At 67.8% G+C, this 19,962-nt stretch carries 23 protein-coding genes; 15 read left to right on the top strand and 8 right to left on the bottom strand.

Features of this window, described 5'->3' with window-relative positions:
- Positions 1–178: 178 nt before the first annotated feature.
- The 4 genes from ACJH6I_RS23820 (at position 179) to ACJH6I_RS23805 (ending at position 2,288) form a co-directional block, all read left to right on the top strand.
- Positions 179–664 (top strand): SRPBCC domain-containing protein, encoded by a 486-nt coding sequence (locus ACJH6I_RS23820; RefSeq protein WP_061003970.1) that lies wholly within the window; start codon positions 179–181, stop codon positions 662–664.
- A 35-nt stretch (positions 665–699) separates the two neighbouring features.
- A complete protein-coding gene (locus ACJH6I_RS23815) occupies positions 700–1,161 on the top strand; it encodes a VOC family protein (protein WP_133427876.1) in 462 nt (153 codons plus the stop codon).
- A 99-nt stretch (positions 1,162–1,260) separates the two neighbouring features.
- Positions 1,261–1,455: a hypothetical protein gene (locus ACJH6I_RS23810; protein WP_061003966.1), complete on the top strand. Its 195-nt coding sequence runs from the start codon at positions 1,261–1,263 to the stop codon at positions 1,453–1,455.
- Positions 1,452–2,288: a GH25 family lysozyme gene (locus ACJH6I_RS23805; RefSeq protein ID WP_064858707.1), complete on the top strand. Its 837-nt coding sequence runs from the start codon at positions 1,452–1,454 to the stop codon at positions 2,286–2,288. The genes ACJH6I_RS23810 and ACJH6I_RS23805 overlap by 4 nt, the downstream gene beginning before the upstream one ends.
- Here the strand turns inward: ACJH6I_RS23805 and ACJH6I_RS23800 are convergent, their stop codons facing one another.
- The gene (locus ACJH6I_RS23800) at positions 2,289–2,804 is read right to left on the bottom strand and encodes a MarR family winged helix-turn-helix transcriptional regulator (RefSeq protein ID WP_406784576.1); all 516 of its coding nucleotides are present in this window, start codon (positions 2,802–2,804) and stop codon (positions 2,289–2,291) included.
- A 35-nt stretch (positions 2,805–2,839) separates the two neighbouring features.
- On the opposite strand from ACJH6I_RS23800, the gene ACJH6I_RS23795 reads away from it, so the two are divergent.
- Entirely contained in the window at positions 2,840–4,813 is a 1,974-nt protein-coding gene (locus tag ACJH6I_RS23795) for an MMPL family transporter (protein WP_406784575.1), read from the top strand.
- Here the strand turns inward: ACJH6I_RS23795 and ACJH6I_RS23790 are convergent.
- Together ACJH6I_RS23790 and ACJH6I_RS23785 are read right to left on the bottom strand one after the other, a co-directional pair.
- Positions 4,810–5,457 (bottom strand): PaaI family thioesterase, encoded by a 648-nt coding sequence (locus ACJH6I_RS23790; RefSeq protein ID WP_212807177.1) that lies wholly within the window; start codon positions 5,455–5,457, stop codon positions 4,810–4,812. The two genes, ACJH6I_RS23795 and ACJH6I_RS23790, sit on opposite strands and share 4 nt — an antisense overlap.
- Entirely contained in the window at positions 5,454–6,743 is a 1,290-nt protein-coding gene (locus ACJH6I_RS23785; protein WP_061003957.1) for an adenylosuccinate synthase, read from the bottom strand. Before ACJH6I_RS23785 ends, ACJH6I_RS23790 begins: the two co-directional genes overlap by 4 nt.
- 81 nt (positions 6,744–6,824) lie before the next feature.
- Between ACJH6I_RS23785 and ACJH6I_RS23780 the strand changes: the two genes are divergently transcribed.
- From ACJH6I_RS23780 to ACJH6I_RS23770, 3 genes are all read left to right on the top strand, one after another.
- Positions 6,825–7,460, top strand: a complete 636-nt coding sequence (locus ACJH6I_RS23780) for a peptidase M50 (protein WP_406784574.1) — start codon at positions 6,825–6,827, stop codon at positions 7,458–7,460.
- Positions 7,461–7,469: 9 nt separating this feature from the next.
- A complete protein-coding gene (locus ACJH6I_RS23775; protein ID WP_406784573.1) occupies positions 7,470–8,243 on the top strand; it encodes a site-2 protease family protein in 774 nt (257 codons plus the stop codon).
- A gap of 99 nt (positions 8,244–8,342) precedes the next feature.
- The gene (locus tag ACJH6I_RS23770; RefSeq protein ID WP_346416007.1) at positions 8,343–9,230 is read left to right on the top strand and encodes a cation diffusion facilitator family transporter; all 888 of its coding nucleotides are present in this window, start codon (positions 8,343–8,345) and stop codon (positions 9,228–9,230) included.
- Here ACJH6I_RS23770 and ACJH6I_RS23765 read toward each other — a convergent pair whose 3' ends face one another.
- The gene (locus tag ACJH6I_RS23765; protein ID WP_346416009.1) at positions 9,231–9,644 is read right to left on the bottom strand and encodes a DUF3151 domain-containing protein; all 414 of its coding nucleotides are present in this window, start codon (positions 9,642–9,644) and stop codon (positions 9,231–9,233) included.
- 135 nt (positions 9,645–9,779) lie between these two features.
- On the opposite strand from ACJH6I_RS23765, the gene ACJH6I_RS23760 reads away from it, so the two are divergent.
- Positions 9,780–10,217, top strand: a complete 438-nt coding sequence (locus tag ACJH6I_RS23760) for a hypothetical protein (RefSeq protein WP_406784572.1) — start codon at positions 9,780–9,782, stop codon at positions 10,215–10,217.
- Between the two features lie 28 nt (positions 10,218–10,245).
- Here ACJH6I_RS23760 and fbaA read toward each other — a convergent pair whose 3' ends face one another.
- Together fbaA and ACJH6I_RS23750 are read right to left on the bottom strand one after the other, a co-directional pair.
- Positions 10,246–11,292, bottom strand: coding sequence for a class II fructose-bisphosphate aldolase (gene fbaA / locus ACJH6I_RS23755; RefSeq protein ID WP_346416011.1), 1,047 nt, complete (start codon positions 11,290–11,292; stop codon positions 10,246–10,248).
- A 93-nt stretch (positions 11,293–11,385) separates the two neighbouring features.
- Complete coding sequence (locus ACJH6I_RS23750; RefSeq protein WP_346416013.1) at positions 11,386–12,399, bottom strand: alcohol dehydrogenase catalytic domain-containing protein; 1,014 nt, start codon at positions 12,397–12,399, stop codon at positions 11,386–11,388.
- A gap of 64 nt (positions 12,400–12,463) precedes the next feature.
- Here ACJH6I_RS23750 and ACJH6I_RS23745 point away from each other — a divergent pair, with 64 nt between their 5' ends.
- Both ACJH6I_RS23745 and ACJH6I_RS23740 read left to right on the top strand, forming a co-directional pair.
- Positions 12,464–13,126: a VTT domain-containing protein gene (locus ACJH6I_RS23745; RefSeq protein ID WP_318985489.1), complete on the top strand. Its 663-nt coding sequence runs from the start codon at positions 12,464–12,466 to the stop codon at positions 13,124–13,126.
- Positions 13,127–13,245: 119 nt separating this feature from the next.
- Complete coding sequence (locus tag ACJH6I_RS23740) at positions 13,246–14,643, top strand: DUF222 domain-containing protein (RefSeq protein ID WP_346416015.1); 1,398 nt, start codon at positions 13,246–13,248, stop codon at positions 14,641–14,643.
- Between the two features lie 101 nt (positions 14,644–14,744).
- Here ACJH6I_RS23740 and ACJH6I_RS23735 read toward each other — a convergent pair whose 3' ends face one another.
- Positions 14,745–15,644 carry an LLM class F420-dependent oxidoreductase gene (locus tag ACJH6I_RS23735; protein ID WP_346416017.1) on the bottom strand — a complete coding sequence of 300 codons (900 nt, stop codon included), beginning with the start codon at positions 15,642–15,644 and terminating at the stop codon, positions 14,745–14,747.
- Between the two features lie 42 nt (positions 15,645–15,686).
- Positions 15,687–16,442, bottom strand: coding sequence for an IclR family transcriptional regulator (locus ACJH6I_RS23730; RefSeq protein WP_346416019.1), 756 nt, complete (start codon positions 16,440–16,442; stop codon positions 15,687–15,689).
- A 148-nt stretch (positions 16,443–16,590) separates the two neighbouring features.
- On the opposite strand from ACJH6I_RS23730, the gene ACJH6I_RS23725 reads away from it, so the two are divergent.
- The 4 genes from ACJH6I_RS23725 (at position 16,591) to ACJH6I_RS23710 (ending at position 19,960) form a co-directional block, all read left to right on the top strand.
- Complete coding sequence (locus tag ACJH6I_RS23725; RefSeq protein ID WP_406784571.1) at positions 16,591–17,355, top strand: CoA transferase subunit A; 765 nt, start codon at positions 16,591–16,593, stop codon at positions 17,353–17,355.
- Positions 17,352–17,999 carry a 3-oxoacid CoA-transferase subunit B gene (locus ACJH6I_RS23720; RefSeq protein ID WP_406784570.1) on the top strand — a complete coding sequence of 216 codons (648 nt, stop codon included), beginning with the start codon at positions 17,352–17,354 and terminating at the stop codon, positions 17,997–17,999. Before ACJH6I_RS23725 ends, ACJH6I_RS23720 begins: the two co-directional genes overlap by 4 nt.
- 82 nt (positions 18,000–18,081) lie before the next feature.
- Complete coding sequence (locus ACJH6I_RS23715) at positions 18,082–19,314, top strand: cytochrome P450 (RefSeq protein WP_406784569.1); 1,233 nt, start codon at positions 18,082–18,084, stop codon at positions 19,312–19,314.
- Between the two features lie 97 nt (positions 19,315–19,411).
- On the top strand, positions 19,412–19,960 hold the full coding sequence (locus ACJH6I_RS23710) for an NAD(P)H-dependent oxidoreductase (RefSeq protein WP_318985484.1): 549 nt from the start codon (positions 19,412–19,414) through the stop codon (positions 19,958–19,960).
- Positions 19,961–19,962 lie beyond the last annotated feature (2 nt).

Genomic DNA, 19,962 nt, shown 5'->3' with positions numbered 1-19,962 from the left:
ATCGCAGATCTCAATCAGCGGCCCGAGGAAGTCCAGGCAGGCCGGGCGGCCAGTCCTTTCAAGCCGCACCACCAGGGCCGGCACCACCATGGCAGCCATACCCGACCCACCCGGGTCACAGCCCAACGTAACGCTCAGCAATACGAAGTAACTGCAACTACGAACTTAAGGACCACCGATGACGGTGATCAGCAGCGCCGCCGACCCGCAAGCCCTCACCATGACCTTCGTGGCCGAGTTCACCGCGCCGCCGGCGCGCGTCTGGCAGGTGTGGGAAGACCCCCGCCAGTTGGAGCGCTGGTGGGGTCCGCCGACCTGGCCGGCCACCTTCACCCGGCATGAGCTCACCCCGAGCGGGCAGTCGCGCTACCACATGACGGGCCCCGAGGGTGAGAAGGCGCCGGGCTGGTGGACGACGCTCGAGGTCGACGCACCATCGCGACTGCTCATCGAAGACGGCTTCTCGCAGCCCGACGGCGAGCCCGACCCCGAGATGCCCACCATGCGCCTAGAGGTGTCGTTCGACGCGACCGATACCGGTACCCGGATGACGATCGTCACCCGGTTCACCGACCTCGAACAACTCGAGAAGGTGACCGCGATGGGCATGGTCGAGGGCATGACCGGCGCCCTGGGTCAGATCGACGCGCTGCTGGCCGCCTGATCCGCCGAAAACGACTGACAGACAAGGAGAACGACATGCCGACCGCCATCCAGCCATGTCTCTGGTTCAACGACCAGGCCCGCGAGGCCATGAACTACTACGTCGAGGTGTTTCCGAATTCCCATGTCATCTCGGTGGAGGAGTACCCGGACGAAGCACTTGACGAACATTTCAAGGGCATGTCGGGCAAGGTGCTCAACGGCCGATTCAGTTTGAACGGTGTCGATTTCGTCTGCCTCGACGGTGGGCCGCTGTTCACCTTCAACGAATCGATCTCGTTCGTCGTCGAATGCGCAGACCAGGACGAGATCGACCACTACTGGTCCAAGCTCTCGCATGTCCCCGAATCCGAGCAATGCGGTTGGTGCAAGGATCGATTCGGGATCAGCTGGCAGATCATCCCGGCCAAGATGGACCAGCTGCTCGGCCGGCCCGAACAGATCCAGACGATGATGCGACAGAAGAAGATCGTCATCGCCGAACTGGAGAACGCCTGACCGACCCAGCCGCGGAGATCGCGCTATCGTGGAAAGTGGCCCGCCGAAACGAGATTCTAAGCGGGACAAGACCTCTACGGTAGAAGGCGAGGATTCGCTATGAACGCGGCGGGCAAACCCGAAGCCCTCGGCGAGATGTGCGAGCAGGCGGGCGCCGTCGCCACGGCGACGCATGACAGCGACGGCCGGTTGCAGTGGACGGTGCAACTCAGCGACGGATCCACCGCCGATACAAAGGCTTTGGCGAGCACCACCAGTTGGACGCCGGTGAATCCGGAGACGGTGCTGCTGTGACCCTGTACGGCCCCGACACGTCGAACAACAACTTCCGTTCGGCCGCCGACGCCATCACCTTCGTCTCCCAGCTGCCCGGACAGGGCTTTTCCTGGATCGAGCAGAAGGTGTCCGAGGGCAGCTATTACCGGGATCCGTACTGGCCGGTGATCGCACAGTGGTGCCGCGACAACCACTTTCCCCACATCGGCTATCACTACGTCACCACCAACAGCCCGGCGGCGCAGGCGCAAACGTGGCTCAGCAACAACGGTGGCAAATACGCGATGCTGGACTTCGAGGCGAATTCCGGTGACATCCACAACTTCTGGGCCGTGGTCAATGCCTTCAACGCCGTCGGCGTGACGATCTCGCTGTCGTACATCCCGCACTGGTACTGGCAACAGATCGGCTCGCCCGACATCTCTCAGGTACCGGGCCTCATCGCATCGAACTACGTCAACGGCACCGGCTACGCGTCAAATCTCTATCCCGGCAATGACAATCAGCGTTACTGGTTCCCCTACGGCGGAGCCACGCCGCAGATCCTGCAATTCACCGACGCCGCGCTGATCGGGAATCTCTCGTTGGACTGCAACGCATTCCAGGGCACGCTCGATCAACTCATCTCACTGCTGCAGGGAGGCACCGTGACTCAACCCGACCCCACCACCGCGGCTCTCAACCAGATCCTGGCCATCGTGCAGGACATTCAAACCCAGCTCCGCGGCCCGAACCTCAACGGCTGGCCGCAGCTCGGCCACAACGCCGCCGGCCAGAACCTGACGGTGGTGGACGCGCTGGCCGCACTCCGGGCAGACGTCGACGCCCTCAAGGCCTCGTCTGCCGTGTGATCACGGCGCCTCCGGTGCCGGCTCGGCCCGGAACGTCCGCATCGCACCGGTGAGCGCCACGAAAACCCGGTGCGCCGCCTCGAGGTCCGCATCGGGCAGGTCCGCCAGGGCCTGCGTGTTGAGGTGCGCCAACGGGCTGAAGAATTCGCGGCCGGTGGCGAGGCCCTTGTCGTCGTTCCGGAGGATGACCTTGCGCCGGTCGGCCGGATCGGCTTCGCGGCGCAGATGCCCGGAAGCGATCATCCGCTCCACCAGGTAGGTGATGGCCGCACCCGACGTGCCCATCAGCTTGCGTAGCTCACCGGCAGTCAGCGGTGTCCCCGCGGATTCGGCGACCATGATGTGCAGCAGCGCCCGGAAGTCGTTGGCGCCCAGTTCGTTCTGCACCGCGAAAGCCCGGCCGATCTGGTCGGATTCAGCCGTCAACGCCCGCACGTCGGCGGCGATCTGCGCCTCCAGGTCGGCGCGGTCGGACGGCTTCGGCACGCGGAGAGCATAGCGCCCGGCGAATTTCATTTGATTAATAGTTAAGTATTTGAAATATTTTGGGGGTGTCCACCCGAATCGCATGGGCGTCGGCCCTGATCGTCCTGTTGCTCTCCGGCGTTGCCATGGCATTGCTCGGCGCCGGGGATTCGTCGTCGCAATCGCCGGTGGCGGTGCCCGCCGGTGCCGAGTCCGCCCGCGCCGACGCCCTGCGCGCGCAGTTCCCGGGCGGCGATACCGCGCCGGCGATCATCGTCGTCACCCGCAGCGACGACGCGCCCCTGACGCCGGCCGATATCGCCGCGGCCGGGGCGGACGCGCGGGTATCCGAGGACGGCAAGGCCGCGGTGCGGGTGGCGCCGCTGGCGGGCGACCTGTCCGGCTTCGCACTCCGCGACAAGGTGCAGGAGCTGCGGTCGCAGGTGTCGGCTTCGCTGCCCGACGGCCTACGCGCTCAGGTCACGGGCGGGCCCGCATTCGGCGCCGATATCGCGAATTCCTTTGCCGGCGCAAACTTCAAGCTGCTCGCGGTGACCGCAACCGTCGTGGCACTACTGCTCATCGTGACGTACCGCTCCCCCATCCTCTGGCTGATCCCCCTGTTGGTGATCGGCTTCGCAGACCAGGTGGGCGCGGTCGTCGGCACCGCGGTGGCCGCGGCGACGGGCCTGAACCCGGACGGTTCGACGGCGGGCATCACCAGCGTGCTGGTGTTCGGCGCGGGCACCAACTATGCGCTGCTGCTCATTTCGCGCTACCGGGAGGAACTGTCCCGGCGCGGCGATCATCGCGACGCCCTGCGAGCAGCGTGGCGCGCGGCGGCCCCGGCGATCATCGCCAGTAACGCCACCGTGGTCCTGGCGCTGCTGACACTGCTGCTGGCCTCGGCGCCGAGCAACCGCAGCCTCGGGGTGCAGGCGGCGTCGGGCCTGGTGGTCGCGGCGGTGTTCGTGCTGCTGGTGCTGCCGCCGCTGCTCGGGCTGTTCGGCCGCCGGCTGTTCTGGCCCTTCATCCCCGAAACCGGGTCGCACGCCGCCCCACTCACCGACAGCGGCCTCTGGCACCGCATTGCGGCGGGCGTGTCCCGCAGGCCGGGCCGCGTCGCCACGGTGGCGTTGGCCGGTTTGGCCGCGCTGTGCGTCGGGCTGGTGAATCTGCCCATCGGGTTGTCCCAGACCCAGCAGTTCCGCGTGCAGGCCGAGTCTGTCGCCGGCTATGACACCCTGGCCGCGCACTTCCCCAGCGGCCTGACCAATCCGACCACCGTCGTCGCGGCCAACCCCGCGGTGGGCGATGCCATCACCCGTACCCCCGGCGTGGTGTCGGCGATGCCGGCCGGGCACTCGGCGTCGGGCCTGACGCAGTGGTCGGTGGTCCTGGCCGCTGCACCGGCCTCCGCGGAAGCGTTCAAAACCATTGACACCCTCCGTGATTCGGTGCGCCAGATCGATGCGCAAGCGGTCGTCGGCGGCCCCGACGCGCAGGCTCGCGACGCCGCAACGGCGGCTCAGCACGACCGGAAGATCGTCATCCCGGCGATCCTGCTGGTCGTCCTGGCCGTCCTCTACGTCCTGCTGCGCTCGGCGCTGGCACCGCTGCTGCTGGTGGCGGTGACGGTGCTGAGCGCGCTGGCGGCGCTCGGGGGCGGCGGCTGGGCCAGCGTGCACGTGTTCGGTTTTCCCGCGCTGGACAACGGAACTCCGCTGTTCGCGTTCCTGTTCCTCGTCGCGCTCGGCGTCGACTACACGATCTTCCTGGTGACCAGGGCGCGGGAAGAGACCCCGGAATTCGGCAACCGCGAGGGCATCGTGCGCGCGGTCTCGGCGACTGGGGCGGTGATCACCAGCGCCGGCATCGTGCTGGCCGCGGTGTTCTGCGTGCTCGGCGTGCTGCCGCTGATCGTGCTGACGCAGCTGGGCATCATCGTCGGCCTCGGCATCCTGCTGGACACCTTCGTGGTGCGCACCGTGATCATCCCGGCACTGTTCACGTTGATCGGGCCCCGCATCTGGTGGCCCGCGCTGCGCGCCGAGCCTTAGGGCTGGCCGGGCAGCAGGCTCACCATCAGGCCGTTGGCCTCGGCCAGCAGGTTGCCCTCGGGGTCGAAGAGCTCGGCGGCGACGAATGTCTTACGGCCGTCGACCTCGGTGACGTGGGCCTTGGCGGTCAGCACCGTGTCGATCGGGGTGACCTTGCGGTAGTCGACGTGCAGATACGCGGTGCGGCTCATGGGCCGGTTGACGGCGTGGATCAGCATCCCGAAAGCCTGGTCGAACAGCAGCGGCAGCACCCCGCCGTGCACGGCGTAGTTGCCGCCCACGTGGTACCGGCTGAACCCGACCTCCATCTCGACGCCCTCGGGGGAGAACTTCGTGACGGTCCACGGCGGCATCAGCAGGCTGCCGGCTCCCGGCAACGACGGCACCCGGATGGCCGGGCCGACGCCCTCGGCGGCCTGGAACGGCCCCAGCAGCTTCACCAACTCTTCGACGCGGTCGGCAGCGTCATCCCAGGTGTCGCTGTCCGGGTTGGCCGAGACCGCCAGATCCTGCAGTCGCCTCATGCCCTCGAGGAAGCGACCGAACCCCGGACCGGGATCGGCAACCTCGAATCGTGGGAACCCGCCGTGCTGATCGATGAAACCTTCGGGTTTCCCCGTCGCTCCGCTCGCCCCGTCCGTCACCCGAGGATGTCCCGGCGCACGATCGTCTGGTCCCGGCCGGGACCGACGCCGATGCACGACACGTGTGCTCCGGACAGTTCCTCCAGGCGCAGCACGTAGTCCTGCGCCTTGGCCGGCAGATCCGAGAACTCGCGGGCCCCGGAGATGTCCTCCCACCAGCCCGGCAGCTCTTCGTAGATCGGCTCGGCGCGGGCGACGTCGGCCTGCGTCATCGGCATCTCGTCGGTGCGCTTGCCGTCGACGGTGTAGCCGACGCAGATCGGCACCGTCTCCAGGCTGGACAGCACGTCGAGCTTGGTCAGGAAGTAGTCGGTGATGCCGTTGACGCGGGTCGCGTACCGGGCGATGACGGCGTCGAACCAGCCGCAGCGCCGGGCCCGGCCGGTGGTCACGCCGACCTCGCCGCCCGTCTTGGACAGGTAGGCGCCGTACTCGTCGAACAGCTCCGTCGGGAACGGGCCCGAGCCCACACGGGTCGTGTAGGCCTTCAGGATGCCCAGCACCGTCGTGATGCGGGTGGGGCCGATGCCCGAGCCGACGGCCGCGCCGCCCGCCGTCGGGTTGGACGACGTCACGAACGGGTAGGTGCCGTGGTCGACGTCGAGCAGGGTGCCCTGCGAGCCTTCCAGCAGCACGGTCTCGCCACGCTCCAGCGCCTGGTTGAGTAGCAGGCGGGCGTCGGCGATGCGGTGCTTGAAGCCCTCGGCCTGCTGCAGCAGGCTCTCGACGACCTCGGCCGGGTCGAGTGCCTTGCGGTTGTAGATCTTGACCAGCACCTGGTTCTTGAACTCCAGCGCGGCCTCGACCTTGGCGGCCAGCTGCTCCTCGTCGAGGACGTCGGCGACCCGGATACCGATGCGCGCGATCTTGTCCTGGTAGCAGGGACCGATGCCGCGACCGGTGGTGCCGATCTTCTTGCTGCCCGCGTACCGCTCGGTGACCTTGTCGATGGCCACGTGGTACGGCATGAGCAGGTGTGCGTCAGCCGAGATCATGAGCTTCGAGGTGTCCACGCCGCGGTCCTCGAGCCCGGAGAGCTCACTGAGCAGCACACCAGGGTCGACCACGACACCGTTGCCGATGACGTTGGTGACCCCGGGCGTCAGGATGCCCGAGGGGATGAGGTGGAGCGCGAAGTTCTCCCCCGTGGGCAGTACCACCGTGTGCCCGGCGTTGTTGCCGCCTTGGTAGCGGACCACCCATTGCACACGTCCACCGAGTAGATCGGTGGCCTTACCTTTGCCCTCGTCACCCCATTGGGCCCCGATGAGCACGATTGCCGGCATCGTTTTGCCTCCCGCATTACCTGCCTGAATACAGTGGCAGCCGGTGAGCAACCTTATCCCAGCAGGACGAGAGGAGAGGCCTTGACCGCCAGAGAGGCCTCAGGCGATGTCGTGGCGCTGGTCTTCGGCGACCGCCGGACACCCCGCGCGCTGGCGGATCTGACGGCCATCCCGGTGCCCTCGGCCAGTGCCCCGACTATCCCTGACGGCGCTGTCCGGGTGATCGTCGTCGGCGACCACGCCGATCTGTCGGCCACCCTGGCCCGGCTGTTGCGCGACGACCGGCTCGACGTCGAGGTCGGCTTCGTCCCACCCCTGACCCGCGGTGGGCTGGGTGCCGCGCGCCGCGCCAGAGACGGTGTCGCCCAACGCGTTCCGCTCATCCGCGACGAGACCGGCGCGGTGATCGTGCGGTCCGCGCGCTGGCTGCCGTCGGGCGGCGACGCCATCACCGGAGAGGCCGTCGTCGACGACACCGTGCTGTTCGACGGTGAGTCCGCGGGCGTCGTCATCGAACCCCTGTCCGGCATGCCGGGGCTGCGTGCGCGGGCCCTCGGGGCCGGGCGTTCGGGGCCGGGACGGGGCTGGGTCGCCGGCCGTGCCGCGCAACTCGGCAGCACCGGAGTTTTGGTTGAGCGCGACGGCGTGGCGGCCGCCCGTCCGGCGCGCCGATCGGCGTTCTACCGCCATATCCAGGGTTGGCTGCGGGTCGCCTAGTTTGCAGTCATGACCATGCCTGTGCGGCGCGCCGTCCGTCCCAGCCCCGTCTTCTGGGCGATCGTGGCCCTGACCGTCGCCGGTGGCGCTCTGGCCTGGTTCTGCGGCGCCGAGGTCCGGCCGCTGGCCTACGCCGGCGTCTTCGTGTTCGTCATCGCGGGGTGGACCGTCTCGCTGTGCCTGCACGAATTCGGCCACGCCTACACCGCCTGGCGGTTCGGCGACCGCGATGTCGAACTGCGCGGTTATCTCACGCTCAACCCCGCGAAGTACGCCAGCCCGCTGCTGTCGCTCGGGCTGCCGGCACTGTTCATCGCCCTCGGCGGCATCGGCCTGCCCGGCGGCGCGGTGTACGTGCGCACCGAGTACATGACGCCCCGACAGCGCACGCTGGTCAGCCTGGCCGGCCCCTTCGCCAACCTGGTGCTCGCCGTCATCTTGCTGGTCGCGACCGCGGTGCTGTTCGACAGCGACCATCCGGTGTTCTGGGCGGGCCTGGCCTTCCTGGGCTTCCTGCAGGTGACGGCGCTGTTCCTGAACCTGCTGCCCATTCCGGGGCTGGACGGCTACGGCGCGCTGGAACCGCACCTGAGCGCCGACACGCAGCGCGCGTTGCTGCCCGCCCGGCAGTGGGGCTTCCTGATCCTGATGCTGCTGCTGATCGTCCCCGAGCTCAACCGGCTGTTCTTCAACGTGGTGTACTCCGCCGTCAGCCTCACCGGCGTGCCGCCGCGCCTGGCGATGATCGGCAGCGCCTTGACCCGCTTCTGGTCCGCCTGGTAGCAGGGATTTGTGCACGATTTTCCGCGCTGACCGCGGAAAATCGTGCACAAATCCCAGGGCGCCTTGCGACATATGCAGAGTTCTGCATATATTGCTGGCATGGGTGCCGGACACGACCACAGCCATGGCTCGAACGCACGCGCCAGCCGCATGATCATCGCCGCAGCCGTACTCAGCGTCTTCTTCGTCATCGAGCTGACCACCGCGCTGCTGATCAACTCGATCGCGCTGCTGGCCGACGCCGGCCACATGCTGACCGACCTGGTCGCGATGTTCATGGGCCTGGGCGCCGTCCTCCTCGCCCGCCGCGGGTCGACGTCCGCCGCCCGCACCTACGGCTGGCACCGCGCCGAGGTGTTCACCGCGGTCGCCAATGCCGTCCTGCTGATGGGCGTCGCGGCGTTCATCCTCTACGAGGCCGTCGAGCGCATCGGCAACGCGCCGGGGATCCCGGGTGTGCCGATGATCGTCGTCGCCCTCGCGGGGCTGCTCGCCAACCTGGTCGTGGTACTGCTACTGCGCTCCGACGCCGACAGCAGCCTCGCCGTCAAGGGTGCCTACATGGAGGTCGTCGCCGACACCGTCGGCAGCGTCGGCGTCCTGATCGCGGGCATCGTCAACGTCACCACGGGGTGGCCGTACGCCGACGTCGTCGTCGCCGTCCTGGTCGCGCTGTGGGTGTTGCCGCGCGCCATCGCGCTGGCCCGCGCCGCGCTGCGGATCCTGTCCGAGTCCTCACCCCGCCACATCGACGTCGACGAGCTGCGCGAAGCGCTGGCCGCCGTGGACGGCGTCACCGATGTGCACGACCTGCACGTGTGGACCCTGGTGCCCGGCAAGGACATGGCCACCGCCCACCTGACGTCCGCGGCGGATTCGGCACGCGTCCTCGAGTCGGCGCGCGCCGTGCTGGCCGCCCGCGGGCTGGACCACGCCACCGTTCAGGTGGAGCCGCCGGCCGGCGACTGCCACTGCGAGATGGACTAGTCAGAGACCCAGCTCGGCGCGCGCCGCGGGATCGCAGTCGTCCAACAGGTCCAGGCAGCGCAGGTACTCGTCCTGCTCGCCGATGGATTCCGCCGCCTTCGCCAGCACTGCCACGCAGCGCAGGAAGCCCTGGTTCGGTTCGTGCGCGAACGGCACCGGGCCGAAACCCTTCCAGCCGTTGCGACGCAGCTGATCCAGGCCGCGGTGGTAACCGGTACGCGCGTAGGCGTAGGCAGTGATGGTCTGACCGTCGGCCAGCGCGGCCTCGGCGAGGGCGGCCCACGCGACAGAGGCCGTCGGCTGCGCCGCAGCAACGTCGGTCGGCGATTTACCGGCGGCGAGAGCGTCCTCGGCCTCGAAGTTGGCAGGCAGCAACACCGGCTCCGGACCCAGCAGATCACCCATTCGCGTCATGAACGCCATTGTGCCGTGCGGCCGCTCACGGAGATCCCGCAGGCGGGAGATTAAGCTCCAGGTAGGACGTCGCGGCCTGCTCCAGGACGCATCGGCCCCAGTGCGCGATCTGATCTCGGGAGGACAGTCACCCCCATGTCGAACCCAGCCGCCATGTCGAACCCGACGGGACCGGACGGCCGTCGTGATGCCGATCAGCGCGCTGCCTCGACAGGCGACGACGCCGCGGCGGCAACCGAGATCTTCGAGCCCGCAGATCCAGCGACCGACCCGACGATCCCGGTGCGGCGCTTCACCGCGCCGTCGGGCTTCGACGGCAAGACGCAGATCATCACGCCGCTGCCGGATCCGGAAACCGAACTGATGCCGCCCGCCGCGCCGCAGGTGATCCCCGGCGCCGTCAAGCCACCGAAGGACCGTCGCAGCTGGGGCTGGGTCATCGCACTGGTGCTGGTGATCGCGGCCATCGCCGCCGTCGCGGTGCTGGGCACGGTGCTCCTCACGCGCGGCCACTCGGCCATGAACGCCGAATGGCCGGTCACGACACAGGGTTTCGCGATTCCTGCGTCATGACCGGCCAGTCGGCGGTGTCCAGCTTTGGCTACTTGCCGAGCCCCGCGGAGACGCTGCGGCCCGTGCTGTGCAGGTCGTTGCACGCTTCGATGACGCGCTGGGTCATCGAGGCCTCGGCCTTCTTCAGGTAGCTGCGCGGGTCGTAGACCTTCTTGTTGCCGACCTCGCCGTCGATCTTCAGGACGCCGTCGTAGTTGGTGAACATGTGCGCCGCCACCGGACGGGTGAACGCGTACTGGGTGTCGGTGTCGACGTTCATCTTCACGACGCCGTAGCGCAGCGAGTCCTCGATCTCGGACTTCAGCGAGCCCGAGCCACCGTGGAACACGAAGTCGAACGGCTTGGAGCCGGCGGGCAGACCGAGCTTGGCGGCGGCCACCTTCTGCCCCTCGGCCAGCACCTCGGGCTTGAGCTTGACGTTGCCCGGCTTGTAGACACCGTGGACGTTGCCGAAGGTGGCGGCCAGCAGGTACTTGCCGTTCTCGCCGGAACCCAGCGCGTCGATGGTCTTCTCGAAATCTTCGGAGCTGGTGTACAGCTTCTCGTTGATCTCGGCCTCGACGCCGTCCTCTTCACCGCCGACGACGCCGATCTCGACCTCGAGGATGATGTTGGCGGCCGACGTCAGCTTCAGCAGCTCCTGCGCGATCTCCAGGTTCTCGTCGATCGGCACCGCGGAGCCGTCCCACATGTGCGACTGGAACAGCGGGTTCTCGCCGCGGGCGACGCGCTCGGCCGAGATGGCCAGCAGCGGCCGGACGAAACCGTCGAGCTTGTCCTTGGGGCAGTGGTCGGTGTGCAGCGCGACGGTGATGTCGTATTTGGCAGCGACGACGTGGGCGAACTCGGCCAGCGCGACGGCACCGGTGACCATGTCCTTGATTCCGAGACCGGAGGCGAATTCGGCGCCGCCGGTGGAGAATTGGATGATGCCGTCGCTACCGGCGTCGGCGAAACCTTTGATCGCCGCGTTGACGGTTTCCGACGACGTGCAGTTGATGGCCGGGAACGCGAAGGAGTGTTCCTTGGCGCGGGCCAGCATCTCCGCGTAGACCTCGGGCGTGGCGATGGGCATGTTTTTCCTCTCGGCGAACCTGCAGTCTGGGCCAGTATGTCAGTCACGCGAAGCTGAAGTGCGGCACCGGGGGACACCCGACAGCTCATGCGGTCAGACGGTCAAGACCATCCGGTAGCGCGCGTGGCCGCTGTTCATCCGGTCGAAAGCTTCGGCGGCCTGCGCGAGAGGCCGTTCCTCGATGACGGCGCGCACGCCCGTCAGCGCGGCGAAGTGCAGCGTCTCCTCGATATCGCGTGAGGTGCCGGACGGATGCCCGATGACCGAGAAGCCACCGTTGATGAGGTCGAGCGGGCTGATCGGCAGGGCCTCGGGCGTGACACCGACCGTCACGAGCTGCCCCTCGGGCGCGAGCCCGGCAACCGTGGCGGCCATTGCCGTCGAGCTCGCGGCGGTCGCGAGCACGACGGTCGCCCCACCGAGGCGCCGCAGTTCGGCGGCGACGTCCGAGGCGTTCGAATCGATGTAGTGATGGGCGCCGAGCTCCTTGGCGGCGGCCTCACGCTCCGGCCCGCGCGCGATCGCGACGGTCTCGAAGCCCATCGCCCGGGAGAACTGCACGCCGAGGTGGCCGAGGCCACCGATCCCGATCACCGCGACCAGGTCGCCGGCCTTGGCGCGCGTCTTGCGCAGCCCGTTGAACGTCGTCACGCCCGCGCAGCCCATCGGGGCGGCCTCGGCGAACGAGAACTCGTCCGGGATTCGGGCCAGCGCGGTCGCGGGCGCCGTGACCGATTCGGCGTATCCGCCGGGGTAGTGCCAGCTCGGCACCTCCATGCGTATGCACTGCATGAAATGGCCCTGTCGACATGGGACGCAGCGGTTGCAGTTGCCGCCGAACCAGCCCACCGCCACCCGGTCGCCGACGACGAAGTCTTCGACGCCGTCGCCCAGTTCAGCGACGGTGCCGGCGATCTCGTGGCCGAGGGTGATCGGCCACGAAAGTCCCGGGAAGTGCCCCGCGTGGAACTCGCGGTCGGTGCCGCACACCCCGCACGCGGCGACCTCGATGCGGACGTGGTCGCGCGGCGGCGAGACGGTGTCGACGTCAGCGAGTGCGAGCGGGCCGTCGGCTTGCGCAACGTGAACTGCCCTGTGAGTGGCCATGCGCCGACCTTATGGGCGATGTGCGGTTAAGGGAACAGCCAACACACACCGGTATGTTGACCCCATGATCAGCACGCTGTCGCTCATGCCGGACTTCATGGATCCGGTGAAGCTCATCGCCTATTTCGGCACGTGGGCGCTGGTCGGACTGCTGGTCGTCATCTTCGTCGAGTCGGGCGTGCTGTTCCCGATCCTGCCCGGCGACACCCTGCTGTTCGTCGCGGGCATGCTGGCCGCCGGCACCGCCGCCCAGGCCGAGGTCGCCGCCCAGGCCAACTTCAACATCTGGCTGCTGATGGTGACCATCCCCGTTGCGGCCATCCTCGGCGGGCAGGTCGGATACTTCATCGGACGCTTCCTCGGTACCTCGATGTTCAAGCCCGACGCCCGCGTCCTCAAGCAGAAGTACCTCGATGAGGCGCACACCTTCTTCGAGGAACGCGGACCGTTCGCGATCCTGCTGGCCCGCTTCGTGCCGATCGTGCGCACCCTGGCACCCATCACCGCCGGCGCCGCCCGGATGGGTTATGGCGCCTTCACGCTGTACAACGTGATCGGCGCGATCGTGTGGGGCTGCGGCATCACGCTGCTGGGCTACTGGCTGGGGCAGTTCCCGATCGTGCAGAAGCTGCTCGAGCCGATCTTCATCCTGATCCTCGTCGCGTCCATCACGCCGATGATCTGGGAGTGGTACAAGCGGCGCAAGGCCGCCGCGACGGAGGGCTGAGCCGGCCCGACGGTCGGGTTCGAAAAACTTTGGTCACTTTGTTAGCGCTGGTCACGGTAGGTAACTAGCGTCACATTTCCGGCGGCTTCTTGTCGGTGGTTCGAACTAATGTTCGATGTATGGGATTGACCGATCCAGCCGCTGTCGAGGAGGCGTACGCCGCCTACGAGGCGGCGCACGCGCGGCTCGCATCCCTGGACTACACCGGCCTGGACGTGGCGACATTGTTGGAATTGAAGTCCCGCCGCGAGAGGTTGAGGTGCGCCGCCGAGGCGGTCGATCACCGGATCTTGGTTGCGGCGCAGTCTCAGGTCACGGCCCGAGAACTGGGCGCGAAAAACTGGGCCGAGGTGCTGCGCATCCGGCTGCGCCTGGACACCACCGAAGCCCACCGCCAGGTCCGCGACGCCCAGCATTTGGCGGCCCGCACCGGGCTGACCGGCGAACCGCTGCCGCCGCTGTGGGAGTTCGTCGCCGCGGCCCAGGCCGACGGCGCGATCAACACCGAGCACGTCAAAGTGATCGGCCAGTTCATCAACAAACTCCCCGGCTGGATCGACCCCACCACCAGTTCACAGTTCGAACAGTCCCTCGTCGCTGGGGCGCGGCACCAGACCCCCGAAGAACTGCGCGCCGCCGCCGAGGCCCTGCTGTACCTGCTCGATCAGGACGGCCCCCTGCCCGATGACGCCGAACGCGCCCGCAAACGCAGCTTCCGCATCGGTAAACAACAACCCGACGGCATGTCCAAAGTGGACGGCTGGCTCGACCCCGAAGCACGCGCCACCCTCGAAGCAGTCCACGACAAACTCGGCGCCCCCGGCATGTGCAACCCCGCCGACCCCACACCCTGCCAATCCGGCACCCCCACCCAGGCCCAGATCGACCACGACACCCGCAGCACCGACCAACGCAACCACGACGCCCTGGCCGCCATGGGCCGCATCGCCCTCGGCACCGACCTCGGCGACCACAACGGCCTACCTGTGGCCATCGCGGCCACCTGCACCGTCGCCGACTTGGAGCGCGGCACCGGCCACGCACTCACCCTCACCGGCAGCCGGTTACCGATCCGCGATCTCCTCCGCATGGCTGCCCGCGGCGCCGACCACTACCTCGTCGTCTTTGACGACCACACCGAACAACCGCTGTACCTGGGCCGAGCGCGTCGCACCGCCACCGTCGCCCAACGATTCGCCCTCTTCGCCCGCGACCTGGGCTGCACCAAACCCAACTGCACCGCCCCCGCCACCCGCTGCCAAGCCCACCACGTCGACACCGACTGGCGCGATGATGGCCCCACCGACATCACCAACCTCGCCCTGGCCTGCGGCTGCGACAACCGCCTCGCCGACACCGGCGGCTGGCACACCACCATGGTCAACGGCCGCGCCCACTGGACCCCACCACCACCACTGGACGTCGGCCAACCCCGAACCAACCACTACTGGCACCCCACCCTCTACCCACAGGAGAGTGGCGATGATGGCGGCGAAAGTGACTGTGCAACAAACTGATTGGCCGACGCAGCAGAAACCCTTCGCTGCGGCGCTGATGGTCGCCTTACCGGGGACGGACTGAAGCGCACCCTGGCAGGCCGGTCCAACCGGCAGCCGACCTACAGCCCCAAGGCTGCGGCCAGCTCGCGCAGGCCCGGCCGCGGGTCGGCGGTCGGATGCTCGCCGAGCATCTGCACGACGACGTGGTCGGCGCCGGCATCGAGGTGCGCCTTCACCTTCGCCGCTGCGTCCTCGACGCTACCCATCCCGACCAGCGCGCGGGCCAGTCGTTCGGATCCGCCACGGACCAGATCGCTCTCGTCGAAGCCCTGGCGCAGCCACGAGTTCCGGTAGTTGGGCAGGCCGCTGTAGACGTTCAGGTGATCGTGCGCGCGGCGCAGCTGTTCGGCGTCATCACCGCCGACGACGACGGCCTGCTCGGAGACGATCCACTTGTCCTGCCCGAGGATTTCCCGCGTCGTGGCAGTGGCCGACGGCAGGACCAGGTACGGATGCGCACCGTCGGCCTGGCTGCCCGACAGCTCGATCATCTTGGGGCCCAATGCCGCAAGCAGTCGGGGCGGCCGGCCCACCCCGGGTTCGATGACCTCCGGCACGGCGGCCATGCGCTCCAGGTAGCTGCGCATCGTCGCGAGCGGCTTTTCATAGGTGCCGCCCATCCCCCGCTCCACCAGCGGGCCGTGACTGACGCCGAGGCCCAGCACGAACCGTCCCGGGTACAGCGCGGTCAGCGTGCGGGCACCGGCCTCGGCGGCCGACGGCAGGCGCACGTGAATGTTGGCAATGCCCGTACCGACCACCAGCCGGTCGGTGGCCGCGAGGAACGCCGCCGATTCAGTGAGGCATTCCTTGCCGACGGTTTCGGGCAGGAACAACGAGCCGTAGCCCATGGCTTCGATGTCGCGGGCCACAGCCTGAGCGTCCGGCATGGCCCAGCTGTCGCTGGCCCACCAGACGCCGATGCGGGACGGAAAGTCGATGCGCGCGCGTTCAGTCACCAGTCCACAATCGCCTACCGCCACCCGGACGGCGACGCGGGGTCACCCCTGCAGCCGACCCGACAGCTCGTGAGCCTGCTCGAGAAGCAGCCGCCCCAGTTCACGTCGACGCCCGGCACGGAACCGGGTCTCGACACCGGTGAGGCTCAGGGCCCAGCCGGGCAGGCCACGTCGGTCGAACACCGCGGCCGCCATGCCCCAGCTGCCTTCCACCAGGAGCGCGGGATTGACGGCATAGCCGGCGCGCCGGGTCTGCTCGATGCGCTTGCGGATGGCCGCTTCGGAATGATTTGGCCCCCAATTGGTTTCCGGCTGTTCGCGGGAGAAGTAGTCGTCGACGTCCGCGGCCGGTAGGTGGCTGAGGATCGCCAGCCCGGCGCTGGCCACCCCGAGCGGAAACCGGATACCGACCTGCAGGACGTGCGAGCGCAACGGGAAGCTGCCCTCCTCGCTCAGTACGCACACGGTCTGATCGCCGCGACGGGCCGAGAAGAACGCACTCTCGCCGGTCTCGCGTGCCAGCCGCGTCACCACCGCACGCGCCTGATCGGTCACGTCGTGGTGTTGGGCCGCACCGACCCCGAGCAGATACAGCTCGGGTCCGAGTGACCAGCGGCCGGTCTTCTGATCCCGGCTGACCAGATGTTCGTCGGCCAGCGCCGTGAGCAGCCGGTGTGCCGTCGGCCGGGCCAGCCCCGCCAGTTTTCCGAGCTCGGTGGTGGAGGCGCCTTCGGGTTCGGCCGTGGCCACTGCCCGCAGCATCGCCCCCACGCGGGCGACGACATTCGGACCGGTCATCACCACATCCTAGGCGTTCATCCAGTGAACGCACATGGCGTCAATGCTCACCATGTGAACACATTCGACCAGCTTCGAGCAGAGACTTGCCTTGTCAGCGGCGTGCCGTGTTGAGTGGGTCACGCGTTTACTGGATGAACGGAGTGTCATGACCTCGAAGGTGTACGCCTCGGCCGCCGCAGCGGTCGCCGACATCGGTGACGGCGCCACGCTGGCTGTCGGCGGATTCGGTTTGTGCGGCATCCCCGACCAACTCATCGATGCCATCGCCGCGTCGAGCGCCACCGACCTCGAGGTGTTCTCGAACAACTGCGGCGTCGACGGCGTCGGCCTCGGCGTGCTGCTGGGCCTCGGCAAGGTCCGTCGGGTCACCGCCTCGTACGTCGGCGAGAACAAGGAGTTCGCCCGCCAGTACCTGTCCGGCGAGCTCGAGGTGGAACTCACCCCGCAGGGCACGCTGGCCGAGCGGATGCGCGCCGGCGGCGCCGGCATCCCCGCGTTCTACACCCCCGCCGGCGTCGGGACCCCGGTCTCCGACGGCGGTCTGCCGTGGCGCTACGCGGCCGACGGATCCGTCGCGGTTGCCTCGCCGCCCAAGGAGATTCGGGAATTCAACGGCAAGCGCTACGTGCTCGAGGAGTCGATCAACGCCGACTTCGCCCTGGTGCACGCGCTACGCGCCGACACCGCGGGCAACCTGGTCTTCAACAAGACCGCACGCAACTTCAACCCGCTGGCCGCGATGGCCGGACGGATCACCATCGTCCAGGTCGAGGAACTGGTGCAGCCCGGCGAGATCGACCCCGACGACGTCCACCTCGCCGGCGTTTTCGTGCAGCGCATCGTGCACACCGGGCCGCAGGACAAGCAGATCGAGAAGCGCACGGTCAGCGAAAAAGGAGACGCGAAGTGAGCACCGGCTGGAACCGTGACCAGATGGCCGCCCGCGCCGCGGCCGACATGATCGACGGCGAGTACGTCAACCTCGGCATCGGCCTGCCCACCCTCATCCCCGGCTTTCTGACGGGCGACGTACACGTCACCCTGCACTCGGAGAACGGCATCCTGGGGACGGGCCCGTACCCCACCGAGGACGACGTCGACCCCGACCTGATCAACGCCGGCAAGGAAACCGTGACGGTGAATCCCGGTGCGGCGTACTTCGATTCGTCGCTGTCGTTCGGGATGATCCGCGGCGGCCACATCGACACCGCCGTGCTCGGCGGCATGGAGGTCTCGCGCACCGGCGACCTGGCCAACTGGATGGTGCCCGGCAAGATGGTCAAGGGCATGGGCGGCGCCATGGACCTGGTGCACGGCGCGTCGCGGGTCATCGTGCTCATGGAGCACACCGACAAGGCCGGTAACCCCAAGATCGTCCCGGTCTGCACGCTGCCGCTGACCGGTCAGGGTGTGGTCGACCGGATCATCACGAACCTGGCCGTCATCGACGTGCCCGGCGACGGCACCTTGATCCTGCGCGAGACCGCCCCGGGCGTGAGCGTCGACGATGTCATCGCGGCGACCGGCGCCGCGCTGACCGTGCAGCTCGACTAGGTAGTCAATTACGCCGTTCGGCTGATGTGTTGCGCCCCGCTCGGCCCGATAGTGACTTCTATCGGAACCGAGGGAGACATCGATGACCATCGCCGCCGGACACCCTGTCAGCGTCACGGACGCGAACCTGCCCGTCATCGACTACGAAGCCGTCGACGACCCGGCAACCGCGCACCGGATGATCAAGGAGGTCCGCCGGCAGTCGCCTGTGGCCATCGGGCCACACGCACCGGAGGTGCTCAGCTACGAATTGGTCCGTACGGTTCTGCGCGACTCGCGGTTTCATCAACCCGGCGTGCGTGGGCTGGTGCCGCGCGGAGTCACCGGAGGTCCGTTGTGGGATCGCATCGGCAGCGCACTGCTCAGTCTCGACGGTGATGAGCACACTCGGCTGCGGAAGCTGGTGTGCAAGGCGTTCACCGGCAGGGCCGTGGGCAGGCTCGATTCGCTGATCGACGCGATCCTTGCGGAGTTGGTCGATCCCGTTGCCGCCGTGGGCAATTGCGATATCGTCGCCGACGTCGCCCAGCCGTACCCGATCCCGGTGATCTGCGCGCTGCTCGGCGTGCCGCGCACCGACTGGCGGATGATCTCGGAATGGACCGACGACATCTTCAAGATGTTCTGGTGGGATGTAGCCGCACACGAATCGGAAATCCTCACGGCCTGGCAGAAATTCGACGATTACATCGACGCGATGATCACGGAGCGTCGCACCACGCTGACCGACGACCTGCTGTCCGCCCTCATCCGCGCGGAGGACGACGGCGACCGGCTCAGCCATCCCGAATTGCTCATGCTGTCCATGGGAATCCTTGCGGCGGGCACCGATACCACGCGCAATCAACTGGCCGCTGCCGTGGACACCTTCTGTGATCACCCGGACCAATGGGCGCTACTCGCCACGCATCCCGAATTGGTGCCCCAGGCAGTCGATGAGGTCATGCGGTTCGCGCCGATCGTCCTCAATGTGCCGCGATATGTCACCGAAGATGTGGAGTTGGCGGGGTACTTCTTCCCGCGGGACTCACTCGTCGTCGCCAATACCGCTGCGGCGAACCGTGATCCGCAGGTGTACGACAATCCCGATCAGTTCGACATCACCCGGCGTGATGCGCCGCCGATGCTCACCTTCGGTGGCGGGGTGCACTACTGTCTCGGCTCGCATCTGGCGCGACTGGAACTGGTCAGAGCGCTCACGGTGCTGACGCAGCGGATGCCGAACATTCGCCGCACGGGTCCGGCGCCATGGAAGCCGCTGATGGCGGTCAGTGGGCCGCAGACGCTGCCGGTGGAGTTCGACGCCGGGCATTGATCATGTGAGTGGTTGCGATTCTTCCGCGCGGGTACTCCGAGTTCGGCAGGCTGTCAGGAGCCGGGATCGGGGTTACGACGCAGAAGAGGAGCACTTCATGAGGATCGGCATCATCGTGGGATCGATTCGAGATGGGCGCAGCGGTGCCGGCGTCGGCGACTGGGTGGCCGAGCAGGCCGCCCACCGCGACGACGCCCAGTTCGAACTCATCGACCTGAAGACCTTCGACGTGCCGCTGCTCACGGCTGCGACGGTGCCGGCCGCGGCCAAGAAACAGTACGAGTCCGAGAACGTGCAGCGGTGGAGCGCGGCGATCGATGCCTGCGACGGGTTCATCTTCGTCACCCCGGAGTACAACCACGGTGTCCCGGGCGCATTCAAGAACGCCGTGGACTCCCTCGGTTCTGAATGGTTCGGCAAGACAGTGGGTTTCGTGTCCTACGGCGCCGACGGCGGGGTGCGCGCCGTCGAGCAGTGGCGACAGATCGTCGCCAACTTCCAGATGCTCGACGTCCGTGCCCAGGTGTCGTTGTCGCTGTTCACCGAGTTCGGCGCCGATGGCTTCACCCCGCTGGAGCGGCGTGGCGGAGAACTGGCAGGGCTGTTCGACCAGCTGATCACGTTGACTGCCAAAGTGGCCGGCTGAAC

Source organism: Mycobacterium sp. SMC-13 (assembly GCF_045311035.1).
In the GTDB taxonomy this organism is placed as follows: domain Bacteria; phylum Actinomycetota; class Actinomycetes; order Mycobacteriales; family Mycobacteriaceae; genus Mycobacterium.
Note: the sequence above shows the minus strand (reverse complement) of the source record. Positions and strands in the feature narration are given on the sequence as shown.